Annotated in this window: 13 protein-coding genes, 1 tRNA gene and 2 pseudogenes; 8 read left to right on the top strand and 8 right to left on the bottom strand. The window is 68.5% G+C overall.

From position 1 onward, the window contains the following. The first annotated feature begins 5 nt into the window (after positions 1-5). The 5 genes from N4G66_RS26315 to N4G66_RS26295 all read left to right on the top strand — a co-directional run bounded on the left by N4G66_RS26315 (position 6) and on the right by N4G66_RS26295 (position 3,191). Positions 6-647: a hypothetical protein gene (locus tag N4G66_RS26315; protein ID WP_261706676.1), complete on the top strand. Its 642-nt coding sequence runs from the start codon at positions 6-8 to the stop codon at positions 645-647. A 7-nt stretch (positions 648-654) separates the two neighbouring features. Further along, positions 655-1,524: a peptidoglycan-binding protein gene (locus tag N4G66_RS26310; protein ID WP_261706675.1), complete on the top strand. Its 870-nt coding sequence runs from the start codon at positions 655-657 to the stop codon at positions 1,522-1,524. After that, a complete protein-coding gene (locus tag N4G66_RS26305) occupies positions 1,521-1,727 on the top strand; it encodes a hypothetical protein (protein ID WP_261706674.1) in 207 nt (68 codons plus the stop codon). The genes N4G66_RS26310 and N4G66_RS26305 overlap by 4 nt, the downstream gene beginning before the upstream one ends. Beyond that, a complete protein-coding gene (locus N4G66_RS26300) occupies positions 1,724-1,978 on the top strand; it encodes a hypothetical protein (protein WP_261706673.1) in 255 nt (84 codons plus the stop codon). The genes N4G66_RS26305 and N4G66_RS26300 overlap by 4 nt, the downstream gene beginning before the upstream one ends. Positions 1,979-2,147: 169 nt before the next feature. Continuing rightward, entirely contained in the window at positions 2,148-3,191 is a 1,044-nt protein-coding gene (locus tag N4G66_RS26295; protein ID WP_261706672.1) for a Yip1 family protein, read from the top strand. 564 nt (positions 3,192-3,755) lie between these two features. On the opposite strand, the gene N4G66_RS26290 is transcribed toward N4G66_RS26295, so the two are convergent. From N4G66_RS26290 to N4G66_RS26280, 3 genes are all read right to left on the bottom strand, one after another. Continuing rightward, a complete protein-coding gene (locus tag N4G66_RS26290; protein ID WP_261706671.1) occupies positions 3,756-4,271 on the bottom strand; it encodes a phosphoribosyltransferase in 516 nt (171 codons plus the stop codon). Positions 4,272-4,275: 4 nt separating this feature from the next. Continuing rightward, the gene (gene dcd, locus N4G66_RS26285) at positions 4,276-4,851 is read right to left on the bottom strand and encodes a dCTP deaminase (RefSeq protein ID WP_261706670.1); all 576 of its coding nucleotides are present in this window, start codon (positions 4,849-4,851) and stop codon (positions 4,276-4,278) included. 188 nt (positions 4,852-5,039) lie between these two features. After that, positions 5,040-5,210, bottom strand: a complete 171-nt coding sequence (locus tag N4G66_RS26280; RefSeq protein ID WP_261706669.1) for a hypothetical protein — start codon at positions 5,208-5,210, stop codon at positions 5,040-5,042. Positions 5,211-5,478: 268 nt separating this feature from the next. Between N4G66_RS26280 and N4G66_RS26275 the strand changes: the two genes are divergently transcribed. Beyond that, positions 5,479-5,552 (top strand) — tRNA-Gly (locus tag N4G66_RS26275). 152 nt (positions 5,553-5,704) lie between these two features. Here the strand turns inward: N4G66_RS26275 and N4G66_RS26270 are convergent. Then, positions 5,705-6,556: pseudogene (locus N4G66_RS26270) on the bottom strand (FtsK/SpoIIIE domain-containing protein); the annotation flags it as partial. A gap of 16 nt (positions 6,557-6,572) precedes the next feature. Next, entirely contained in the window at positions 6,573-6,923 is a 351-nt protein-coding gene (locus N4G66_RS26265) for an SCO3933 family regulatory protein (protein WP_261706668.1), read from the bottom strand. 167 nt (positions 6,924-7,090) lie between these two features. On the opposite strand from N4G66_RS26265, the gene N4G66_RS26260 reads away from it, so the two are divergent. Beyond that, entirely contained in the window at positions 7,091-7,519 is a 429-nt protein-coding gene (locus N4G66_RS26260; RefSeq protein ID WP_261706667.1) for a hypothetical protein, read from the top strand. A 31-nt stretch (positions 7,520-7,550) separates the two neighbouring features. Here N4G66_RS26260 and N4G66_RS26255 read toward each other — a convergent pair whose 3' ends face one another. From N4G66_RS26255 to N4G66_RS26245, 3 genes and pseudogenes are all read right to left on the bottom strand, one after another. Further along, positions 7,551-8,279: a GntR family transcriptional regulator gene (locus tag N4G66_RS26255; RefSeq protein WP_261706666.1), complete on the bottom strand. Its 729-nt coding sequence runs from the start codon at positions 8,277-8,279 to the stop codon at positions 7,551-7,553. A 107-nt stretch (positions 8,280-8,386) separates the two neighbouring features. After that, a pseudogene (locus tag N4G66_RS26250) lies at positions 8,387-8,828 on the bottom strand (ATP-binding protein). A gap of 289 nt (positions 8,829-9,117) precedes the next feature. Continuing rightward, complete coding sequence (locus tag N4G66_RS26245; protein ID WP_261706665.1) at positions 9,118-9,858, bottom strand: GntR family transcriptional regulator; 741 nt, start codon at positions 9,856-9,858, stop codon at positions 9,118-9,120. A gap of 88 nt (positions 9,859-9,946) precedes the next feature. Here N4G66_RS26245 and N4G66_RS26240 point away from each other — a divergent pair, with 88 nt between their 5' ends. Further along, on the top strand, positions 9,947-11,035 hold the full coding sequence (locus tag N4G66_RS26240; protein ID WP_261706762.1) for a DUF1152 domain-containing protein: 1,089 nt from the start codon (positions 9,947-9,949) through the stop codon (positions 11,033-11,035). Positions 11,036-11,336 lie beyond the last annotated feature (301 nt).

Raw genomic sequence — 11,336 nt, 5'->3', positions numbered from 1 at the left:
CCGTCATGGCCCTGCTCACCCCGCTCGGCAGTCTCCCCTACCCGCAGCCCGCCGACGCGGCGAACGTCCCGCAGCACATCCAGTCCCTCGCCGAGGCCGTCGACGGCCGGACCGTACTGCGGTTCGCCGACGCCGCCACCCGCGACGCGAAGGTGACGTCCCCGGTGGCCGGCATGTTCGTCTGGCTCAGCACGCCCAAGCAGTTCTGGTACCACACGGGCAGCGCCTGGGCGCAGCTGGCACCCGGCCCGGTCCACAAGGCCAACACCACCACCGGCACGACCACCTCGGCGTCGTACGTGGAGACCCTCACCGGCTCCACCGGCGACCCGACCGCGGTCACCTTCACCACCCCGGCCTCCGGCTCGGTCCTGGTCACGGTGGGCGCCCGGATCAACAGCAGCGCGGCGACGGCCGCCTATGTCTCCGCCAACATCCGCCTCGGCACGACCGTCACGCTCGCCGCCGCGGACACCCGGGCGGCGGTCTCCTACGGCACCAACCTGTGCTCCGCCACCACCCAGTTCCAGGTGACCGGCCTGACGGTGAACAGCTCGTACACCGCCACCCTCGCCTACAAGTCGGCCGCCACCACCAGCACCGCGACCTTCACCAACCGATTCGTGACCGTCACCCCCGTCACCTGAGGACGCCATGGCCACTCCCCTCACCCCGGACGCCCTCGTGCGCGCTCTGCGCGCCGAGGGCGTCGCCGTCCGCGAGCACGGCGCCTGGCGGACGCACAACCGCGACCACAAGGGCCCCTGGGGCCCCGTCAACGGCGTGATGCTCCACCACACCGCCGGCTCGGACAGCCTCCGCCTCTGCCTCGACGGCACCGCGGCCCTGCCCGGCCCGCTCTGCACCGGCCTGATCACCAAGGACGGAGACGTACACCTGGTGGGCTACGGCCGTACCAACCACGCCGGTTCCGGCTCCACCGCCGTGCTGTCCGCCGTGATCGCCGAGAAGACCCCGCCGCCCGCCCCGGGCCCGGACGCCGTCGACGGCAACGCCCACTTCTACGGCTTCGAAATCGAGAATCTCGGCACCGGCCGCGACCCGTACCCGACGGCCCAGCTCGACGCCGCCGAACGCCTGTCGACCGCCCTGTGCCGCGCCCACGGCTGGAGCGCTGCGAGCGTGATCGGCCACAAGGAGTGGACGCGGCGCAAGATCGACCCGTCCTTCTCCATGCCGGGCATGCGCACCAGGATCGACGCCCGCCTCGGCCTCCGGCCGGCCCCCGGCCCGGCGTCGTACGAGCCCTTCCCCGGCGCCGCCTACTTCGTCCCCGGCCGCCGCGGCCCACTGATCACGGCGATCGGCCGGCGCCTCGTCGCCGAGGGCTGCGGCCTCTACACCGTCGGCCCCGGCCCGGTCTGGGGCGCGGCGGACGTCCGTTCGTACGCCGCCTGGCAGCTGGCACTCGGCTACCGCGGCCCGGCCGCCGACGGCGTCCCCGGGCGCACGAGCTGGGACCTGCTGCGGGTACCGCGTACGGCCGAGGGGGCCGTCCGATGAGCGACTCGACCCGCCGCACGCTCCGGACGTCTTTGCAGACCGTGGTCGCGCTCCTCCCTCTGCTCGCCGGGGAGCCGTCGGCCAGGAACGCGCCCGCCGTCGCGGGTGTGGTGGCGATCGCCGCCGCGCTCACCCGCGTCATGGCCCTGCCGGAGGTAGAACGTCTCCTGCCCTCCTGGCTGCGCAAGGAGGGCCGTACGTGACGACACGCGAAGCGGAAGGAGTCGCCCTGGAGCTGGAACGCCTGCGCCGCTCGGTCGATGTCGGCTTCGCCACCACCCAGGGCGACCTCGCCCTGCTCCTCCAGCGCGTCGACCAGACCGACAAGATGCTCAGCGAACACGAGGACCGCCTGGACGCCCTCGAACGCGCCCGCTGGCCACTCCCGTCCCTGGCAGCGGTGACCTCCTGCACCGCACTGGCTGTGACCCTGTGGGAAACCACCCACAGATGACTCCGGTGACCCCGGATGACCCACGGGTGGAAGACATGGGCCATGGACCCCGCACCCGCCTGCGGATCCCCCGTCCCCACGGCCCGTGTCTTCGGCTCACCGCCACCCGACCGCCCCTGGGGCACAACAGGCACGACCACCCTGACGCCCCCTGACAACCCCTTAGGGGATGTCACAGCTCGGCACCGATGGCGGGCCCGTCGCCCCGGGCCGGGCACGTCACTCTTCGGGACCAGGTACGTTCGATAACGTGGCTGGATTCAGGATCGGACGCGGCGGCCGTGACAACCGTGCCCCGCAAGCGCGACCGCAACAACAACCGTCGTACGGACAGGCCCCCCAGGGACGCGGGCAGCAGCCCTCCCAGGGAGGCGGGCAACAGCCGTACGGCTATCCGCCCGCGCCGCCGCAGTACGGAGGACAGCAGCCGTACGGCGGACAGCAGGGCGGTCAGCCCTACCGCGGCGGACAGCAGGGCGGCTGGCCCCAGGGTGGCGGACACGGCGGCGGACAGGGCGAGCCGGAGTACTTCGGCGACGGTCACCCTCAGCAGGGCCCGGACCCGTACGCCGCGAACAGCCCCGGCCACACCCAGGCCTTCTCGATCGGCGAGGACCCGTACAACCAGGGCGAGACCTACCGCGCGGGCCAGGCGGCCGCTCCGCCGGTCGGCCCCCGGCTGCACTGGAAGGACCTGCTCAAGGGCATAGTGACGGCCCCTAACCGGACCTTCCTCCAGATGCGCGACTACACGATGTGGGCCCCGGCCCTGATCGTGACGTTCCTCTACGGCCTGCTGGCGGTCTTCGGCTTCGACGGCGCCCGCCAGGACGCCATCAGTGCGACCCTCTCGAACGCCGTCCCGATCGTCCTGACGACCGCCGTCGCCCTCGTCCTCAGCACGTTCGTCCTGGGCGTGGTCACCCACACGCTGGCCCGCCAGCTCGGCGGCGACGGCGCCTGGCAGCCCACGGTCGGCCTGTCCATGCTGATCATGTCCATCACGGACACCCCGCGGCTGCTCGTCGCGATGTTCTTCGGCGGCGACGCGTCCTTCGTCAAGCTCCTGGGCTGGATCACCTGGGTCGCCGCGGGCGCCCTGCTGACCCTGATGGTCGGCAAGTCCCACGACCTCCCGTGGCCCAAGGCCCTCGCCTCGTCATCCATTCAGCTGATCGCCATCCTGTCGATCATCAAGCTGGGCACGTTCTAGCGGCCTCCGCGTTCCCCGCACACCACGGGACGGCCCATACAGACGCACAGACATACGAACGAGAGGGGCCCCCGGCACCAAGCCGGGGGCCCTCTCGCGGTTCCCGCGTCCCCGCAGTTCTCGCGGGCCGGCGACCTGCCACGACTCGACTCGGTGGGTGTGACTCCACCGGCCTACTCCTGGATCGGCAGGTCCGGATGCGTGAACAAAAAGATCATGTACGCGACTGCCGCCGCCGTCCCTACCGTCGCGAGCGCCAAACCGGTCAGGGGCTGGGCACGGCTGACGCCTTGCCGGGAGGCGGCTCGGCACTCGATGAATCCCCGGACAACGCCTGTGAGCCCGATGGGCAGGGCGAGCGGCCACACAATCATCCAGAAGGGGCAGCAGAACCAGCACACGACGGAAGCACCGCCGAGAACGACGGCCAGGCTCCCCGGTCCCGCTCTACCGCCAGTCACATCATCAGTACGCCTCACGCCCTGATCAAAGCAGCACGTGGGTACAGCTCAGCAACCACCCCGCCCCCCGGGGCGCGCCGAGGCCGCACGGCCCAGCCGCAGGTCAGAGGGCTTCCCTCGATGGAGTGATCGGCTCCCCCGACTTACGCACCGGAGGCAGCACGCTCCAGGGGAAGTTGATCCACTCATCGGTCCGCTTCCAGACGTACTCGCACTTCACGAGCGACTGGCTCTTCTCGTAGATCACGGCGCTGCGGACCTCGGCGACGGCGTCGACGCAGAAGTCGTGCACGAGCTTGAGCGTCTTGCCCGTGTCGGCGACGTCGTCCGTGATCAGGACCTTCTTGTCGGAGAAGTCGATCGCGTTGGGGACGGGAGCCAGCATGACCGGCATCTCCAGCGTCGTCCCCACCCCCGTATAGAACTCGACGTTCACCAGATGGATGTTCTTGCAGTCGAGGGCGTAGGCGAGCCCACCCGCGACGAACACGCCGCCACGGGCGATGGAGAGCACGATGTCGGGCTCGTACCCGTCGTCCGCGATGGTCTGGGCGAGTTCGCGTACGGCGACGCCGAACCCTTCGTAGCTGAGGTTCTCGCGCACGGGAGACAAGCTCATCGCCTCAGACCTGGGTGCGGTGGAAGTTCAGGAACGACCGCGAGGCGGTCGGCCCGCGCTGACCCTGGTAACGGGAGCCGTACCGATCGCTGCCGTACGCGAACTCGGCCGGCGAGCTGAGCCGGAACATGCACAGCTGTCCGATCTTCATCCCCGGCCACAGCTTGATCGGCAGTGTCGCGAGGTTGGACAGCTCGAGGGTCACGTGCCCGGAGAACCCGGGGTCGATGAACCCGGCGGTGGAGTGGGTGACCAGCCCCAGCCGTCCCAGCGAACTCTTGCCTTCGAGCCGCGAGGCGAGGTCGTCGGGCAGCGAGATGACCTCGTACGTACTGGCGAGGACGAACTCTCCGGGATGGAGGATGAACGGCTCGTCACCCTCGGGCTCGACGAGCCGCGTGAGGTCCGCCTGCTCGATCGCGGGGTCGATGTGGGGGTAGCGGTGGTTCTCGAACACCCGGAAGTAGCGGTCGAGGCGCACGTCGATGCTCGACGGCTGCACCATGGATTCGTCGTAGGGATCGATCCGGACCCGCCCGGCGTCGATCTCGGCCCGGATGTCCTTGTCTGAGAGAAGCACGCCCTGAGGATACGCAAGGCGCGCGGAGCCACCACAATCGTGACGACCCCGCGCGCCCGAACTGCTCCTTCACCGCTACGACGCCACTGCATTTCCGTCACCACTACGACGTCACCACTTCGACGTCGCCACTGCAACGTCACCCCTACGACGCCACCGCTACGACGCTGTAGCGACTGCGCCCGCTTCTACTGCTCGGTCACTGCCTTCTCCAAGGCGACCAGCACCACACTGCGGAGCCGGGCACACCGTGGACACCGGAGCAGCCGGCCGGGGCCGAGCCGCTCGGCCTGCTGCATCGGGAACGAAGCGGTGCTGAACACGTGCCCCTCGGCACAACGGACGACGGTGTGCTCCATCAAGTCCCAGAGTCCCTTCCCCAAGAGCCACGTCAGGCTGATGCCCTGACGAGGAAAGCCACATTACGGGATGAAAGAGACGGCTCTCCAGGCGGCACTCCGACCCCACCCGGACCCACTTCAACGCCCCCACCGTACGCCCCAACTCCGGTCCCACGCAGCCGCATCCGCCCTCCGAAACACGAGCGGGCCCCACGGCTTCGGCGCCGGAGGCCGGGCATGAGGTAGAGTGAGCGAGCATTCGGCACCGGCTCAACCGGCGTCTTGCGCGGGTGTAGTTTAGTGGTAGAACATCAGCTTCCCAAGCTGAGAGTGCGAGTTCGATTCTCGTCACCCGCTCCATGACAGAGGCCCAGGTCATCGACCCGGGCCTTTTTGCTGTCCGCCACGACTACTCGCCGCGTGCCAGATCCGTGCCAGAACGGTGATCGTCTGGATCACCGGTGTTCTCTGCTGCCCCGTCCGCTACTGGCAGGGCAGCAGCTTCCTGTACTCACGATGGGCGGCGGCCGTTCGTCGTCCGGAAGTCCCCATACGTCAGAGGTGATCTCCTCGTCTGGGGTGCCGGGCGCGATGCCCTGCCGCGCCTTGATCAGGTCGTAGCGGTCCTCCATTTCCTGGACGAGGACGGGCAGCAGTTCGGCGGCCTCGTCGGAGTCGGTGGCCAACGCCGACAGTCGCGGAGCGAAGGGCGCCAGCTCGACACCCCGCTTGCAGTCGATGCCGACCAGGGCGACCGGCTGAGCGGCCAGCCCTGTCAGCAGATTGCGGAGAAACATCGACTTCCCCGACAAGGTGGCACCGAGGACGAGTTCATGAGGAACGGCCCGGTAGTCGCGGACGAACACGGTCGCGTCCTCCCGCAGAGCCACCGGCACGGCGAGGAGATCGTGCCCCGCCCTGCGAGGCATCTTCACCTTGCGCAGCAGGTCGAACCCGACCAACCGCAGCTCGACCACGCCCGGCTTGATCTCGCGAACGTGGACCGCGTGAACGCCCCAGGCGTGCCGCAGCCGCTCACACGAGGCCGCCACGTCCGCCGGTTCCTGGCCGGGGGCGAGCCGAAGCCGGACCCGCAGCCCCGTGGAGGTGGGACGAATCAACCCTCGACGCGGAGGCACCGGCCGAACCTCACAGCGGGTGGTGGCCCGCACCGCCAGGGCCCGCAGACGAGACGGCTGAACCGTCAGCCCGCACGCGTCCATGGTCGAGCTGTACGAGCCGACCAACCGGGCCACCGATGAGGGCAGTCCGACCGTGGCCCAGTAGATCGCCGGATGCGCCTTCCGGGCGTAGACTGCCCCGCCTAATAAGGCGAGGGGTCCGCCCAGCTCGGCCATGGTCATCAGCTCGGACACGAGATCAGTTCTCCTGTCCGACAGGGAAGGCACCCGGGACCACGGCCGCCGCCCGATAGGCGATGCCGTGGCGGGCCTGCCCGCTGAAGATGCTCTCCCAGGGACGAGCGACGAGGCCGGGAAGGGAGACCGGAGCTCCGACGGCCAAGCCGCCCGTGATCCCGCTCTCCGGGACGGTCACCGCGATAAGCGACGACTCCCCCTCGTCGATGTAGACGACGCCGACCTTCATCAGCGCCTCGCCACTGACCGCGTCCTTGGCGATCTCGCCCGTCTGCCGGTCCTTGACCTTCGGCTCAGGGGCCTCGGTCAGCAGGATCGTCGCGGACGAGGTCTCAACTCGGATTGCACGCACAGAACTTCTCCTTCGTAGACACCCGCCAGACGACCTGACAGGTTGACTTAGCAAGTTCGAAGTTAGAGACGCCAGGTTGACTTGTCAAGTCGCTTGGAAGGCTCAGCGGCAGCGCAGACGCGATCACAAGCGCACGATGAGAACAGCGCCTCCCGGAAGGACCAGCGATGAGCGAAGTCCCCGACAACCAGAACCCGCACGCCCAGCCACCGCAGGCCTGGGGCCCACGACCAGCCGCTACGCGACCGCCTCAACCGCGTCAGTGGGGCGAAGCCCAGCAGGCTCCTCCTCCGATCCAGCCATCCGCGGAATCGCCGGCGCCTCCCAAGAAGCGTCGCCGGGTCTTCTTCTGGTTCTTCCTCGCGGTGCAGATCCTCTTCCTGGTGTGGGTCATCGCGGGCGCCGCCAGCGGAAACGGGACACCTGAATCCTGCTCAGGCCTGACAGGCGACAACCTGAAGACCTGCCAGGATGCCGGCGACGTGGGCACCACGATCGGGGTCGGCCTGATCATCGGTCTCTGGGTGGCCACAGACTTCATCCTGGCTCTCACCTACGTGATCTATCGGTTCGCCACAAGGCAGCAGCGAGCGTAAGACGACAACGCCGAGGCCCCCGCGATCAGGGTCAGCCGAGGCGATAGGTCTCTTCGAGTTCTTGACGGTCAGCGGGCAGCAAGACATCCGTGACCTGCAAGGCCTGCCCCGTCGCGTCGCATGCAAGGACGAGCACGGCCAGAACCGGTTCCCCTTCGGGCATTTCAAGGAGGTCCGCTTCTTCCTTGCTCGGAATACGTGCCGAAACTCGCTCCGTGACATGGTCAAAGCGAACCTTTTTGCGCGCCTCCAGGTGCGCGCGCAGCCCTTCGGTGAGCAGAGCCGAGTCGGCGAGCTCAGTACCTTCCGCCAGGCCGACAGGGAAGTATGAAGAGGAAAGCTCAACCGGCTCTCCATCCGCTTCGATCAGCAGCCGCCGAAGGAGCACCCGAGTCTTCCTGGGCACACCCAGGAGCCCAGCGACTCGGGGCGGTACAGGCACCTGGCAGACTTCGACGAGGCGGCCCGGGGTCCGATCCTCCTGACGGTCGAGTACCTCCCGACCGCGCTGGACCTTCTGCTCGGCCACTTCCGGCCGCCCTCGGACGATGGTGCCGAACCCCTGCCGGGATTCCAGCCAGCCATCCCGCTTCAACAGTTCCAGCGCGCGGACAACGGTAGGCCGGGACATCCCGAAGGCTTGGACCAGCTGATTTTCACTCGGGACCCGGCTCCCCGGAGGATAGGTACCGTCCTCGATACGCCCCTGGAGCGTCTGCGCCAGCCGCACATACTTGGGTGCAGCCACCTCGTACGCCATAGCCCCGCCTAGTGAGAATCCGCCAAGTCAACCTGTCAACCAGCCTACTCACGTGAGTGGGTACTGAACAGCCGCGGACGCGCAGGGCGCCACAGGTCGGGATCGACTCACGGCTTCCAGGCTTCGTCGATCTGGAACCACACGACGGTTCCACCGAAGCGGCTGGGGCCGGCCGCCCAGGAGTCCGCCAGCGCGTTCACCAGGCAGAGCCCGCGGCCGTGCGCATCGTTGGCCCTGGCTGCGCAGCCGGACATCCGCCGGGAAGCCCGGGTTGTGGACGTCGACCCGCAGGGACTCCCCCAGGCGCGACCACTCGACCCGGACCCGCCAGGGTTCTTCGGCCTCCCCGTAGAGGATCGCGTTCGTCACCAGCTCGGAGAGCATCAGTACGCAGTCATCGATCGGGCAGGCCAGGTTGTACGGGGCGGTGAACTTCCGGAACCATCGCCTCGCCCGAGCTACGGACTCGGGCACGGGATAGAGGGTCATACCCCCGATCGGCGTTGGTCCGGCAACCGCGGCTTCGGACTCTTCACGCGCATCCGTCATGAGCGCCACTACTCCCTACCGGTGCCGTCACAGTCGAGACAGCGCCGCTTGGACGTAGCACGGACGCGAGCGTCAGCGGCGGAGAGCGCCAGGGCCGAGCGGGAGCCGACGTGCTTCCACCCTCGCCCCTGGCATCCACGGCAGACCGCTTCCCGCGAGACGTGCCGTAACTCCCCGCACTCCTGGCTCACGTCCGTGCCCCTTCCGGTCAAGTGGCCTTAGCCACTTACTGGATAGTGGCATTAACCACTCGAAGCCACAAGCGGTTCGCGAAGAGAGCCGCGACTTTCTAGCTGATCGGGTAACCCTGCTCGAACGCCCAACGCCCAGGCGGGTACGTGGCCTCGGCGAACTCCAGAGGCCGATCCTGCATGTCATAGACCACGTGATGGACAATCAGGACGGCTGCTCTGGGCTCAAGTTCGAGGTCAGCGGCCTCGTCCTCGGTCGCCAGCCGGGCGCACATCCGGTCTTCGGCATAGCTTCCCTGGCGACCCGTCATGCTCTCGACGTACATGAGCGTCCCCTCCTGAATCCGTTCAGGATCAAGGAGCTTGGGGGCCCGCTCGCCGACATCGACGCCGAACCACGACGTCGAGATCGTGATGGGGCCGGACTCGTTCTTGGTCACCCGGCGCCGATGAACAGCTCGGGCGCCGGCCGCCAGACTCAGCGCATCGGCCACATAGTCCGGGGCTTCCAGCCAGCCGGCGGAGGTGATCACCGCGTACTCGCCCGGCGTGTAGATCTTGCCGGTCTGCTTGGCGCGACCGTAGAGCTCCCGAGCACGCCGATTCACCGCGAGGCCCCGCACGTAGGTGCCCGACCCCTGACGCTTCTCCACCAGACCTTGGTGACTCAGGGCCTCCAGCGACCGCGCCGCCGTAGGGCGTGAAACGCTCCAGTCCGCGGCCAGTTGGCGCTCCGAAGGAACCTCGTCGCCAGGCCTCAAGTCGCCTCGCAGAATCTGATCGCGGATGTGGTGTGCGATCTGGAGGTACTTGGGCTGGGTCTCTTCGATCTGCGGCATCGGAGCCCCTCCCTAAGTGGCTATGACCAGTAGCCACTATAGGGTGAGTGGCCAGCAGGGGAACCCGTACGCTGCGAGGGTGACCCGCTTGATCGTGGCAGCAGGAGGAGGGGGCGACGCAGTCGCCGCCGCAATGCTCGACGCAGCCCTCTACGGAGGCGGCGACAGTCCGGCGGTGATCCTCACCTACGCGTGGGACCGCCTCCTGATCGACCCGGTGCCAGGACCACGAGGGCCGGCGAACTTCACGGGCCTACGACCCCTCACACGAAGCGTCTGGACCGTCCCGGCCGACGCGAAGCCCATCGCCCCCGCAGGCTCGACCCTCCCTCGCCTGGCAGCCGAACTCCCCCACACCTTCGCCCTGATCGACCCCATGCACGGCGCCGAGGGCATCACACGCCAGCTCGAAGAACTCATCGAACACCTGGCCCCCGAGTCCATCGACCTCCTGGACGTGGGCGGCGACATCCTCGCCAAGGGCGACGAACCCACCCTGCGCAGCCCACTCGGCGACGCCCTCACTCTGTCCGCATGCTGCCAAGTCAACGCACCCGTACGGCTCCTGGTCGCCGGGCCCGGCCTGGACGGAGAGCTCCCGGCCGAGCTGCTGACCGACCGCATGGGCCCGGCAGCCCTGACACTCACGGCCGGGCACGTCGAACCGATCAGCTCGGTCTTGGAGTGGCACCCGTCCGAGGCGACCGCGATGCTGGCCGCCACCGCCCGCGGAGTACGCGGCCTCTGCGAGGTCAGAGACGCCGGCCTTCCGGTCCCTCTCACCGACGAAGGCCCCACCGTCCACGAAGCGGACCTGGATGACGCCCTCAACCGCAACGAGCTCGCACGCGCCATCCTCGCAACGGAGACCCTTGCCGAGGCAGAGCAGCACAGCCGCGAGGTCTGCGGATACTCGGAGATCGACTACGAGCGCAACAAGGCCAATTGGCTCGGCAGCCAGCCAGAACAGAAACTCGACCCGGAAGCGACACTCCGCCAACTCAACCAGTTCGAAGCCAAGGCCCGCGACCGCGGCATCACACACACGACGTTCCGCAGGATCACCGAAGCCCTCGGCCTCAGCGGCAAGCAGCGCCAAGACCTCAGAGCACTACTGCTCAGTAGCCGCCCGGAGCAATACGCCGCTCCCCTGTGGCGCATCCCAGCCGAAGCCTGAGTAACAACTTTCTCTACTGGTTCAAGTGCCCGCGCGAGCGCGGGCTGGCCCTTGGGGCCCGACCCCTCTGCGCCTTCGGCGCCGGGGTCGGCCCCTGGGGCCGCAGCAAGCGACGGCCCATGAGTAGAGACCTGGACACGGAGTGCTCCGGTCAGAACATGCCTCCGGCGGGGGCGCTCAGGCTCCGAGATGGCGGGGGCGCCGTCTGCGAGTGCCGACCGAGTGTGGCGTGCGCGGGGAGCTCCCATCCCGTCCGCCATCGGCCCAGGCAGAGCCGAGCAGACGCGGCCCCTGGCGTCCA

It is taken from the genome of Streptomyces rhizosphaerihabitans (assembly GCF_025399795.1).
Classification (GTDB): Bacteria; Actinomycetota; Actinomycetes; order Streptomycetales; family Streptomycetaceae; genus Streptomyces; species Streptomyces rhizosphaerihabitans.
Note: the sequence above shows the minus strand (reverse complement) of the source record. Positions and strands in the feature narration are given on the sequence as shown.

What these genes read in the sequence shown, in the direction of transcription:
- N4G66_RS26255 (WP_261706666.1), bottom strand. Translation starts at nt 8,279, where the DNA reads ATGGCGTACGAGGTGGCTGCACCCAAGTATGTGCGGCTGGCGCAGACG.
- N4G66_RS26295 (WP_261706672.1), top strand. Translation starts at nt 2,148, where the DNA reads ATGTCACAGCTCGGCACCGATGGCGGGCCCGTCGCCCCGGGCCGGGCA.
- N4G66_RS26260 (WP_261706667.1), top strand. Translation starts at nt 7,091, where the DNA reads ATGAGCGAAGTCCCCGACAACCAGAACCCGCACGCCCAGCCACCGCAG.
- N4G66_RS26290 (WP_261706671.1), bottom strand. Translation starts at nt 4,271, where the DNA reads ATGAGCTTGTCTCCCGTGCGCGAGAACCTCAGCTACGAAGGGTTCGGC.
- N4G66_RS26245 (WP_261706665.1), bottom strand. Translation starts at nt 9,858, where the DNA reads ATGCCGCAGATCGAAGAGACCCAGCCCAAGTACCTCCAGATCGCACAC.
- N4G66_RS26310 (WP_261706675.1), top strand. Translation starts at nt 655, where the DNA reads ATGGCCACTCCCCTCACCCCGGACGCCCTCGTGCGCGCTCTGCGCGCC.
- N4G66_RS26280 (WP_261706669.1), bottom strand. Translation starts at nt 5,210, where the DNA reads ATGGAGCACACCGTCGTCCGTTGTGCCGAGGGGCACGTGTTCAGCACC.
- N4G66_RS26305 (WP_261706674.1), top strand. Translation starts at nt 1,521, where the DNA reads ATGAGCGACTCGACCCGCCGCACGCTCCGGACGTCTTTGCAGACCGTG.
- N4G66_RS26315 (WP_261706676.1), top strand. Translation starts at nt 6, where the DNA reads ATGGCCCTGCTCACCCCGCTCGGCAGTCTCCCCTACCCGCAGCCCGCC.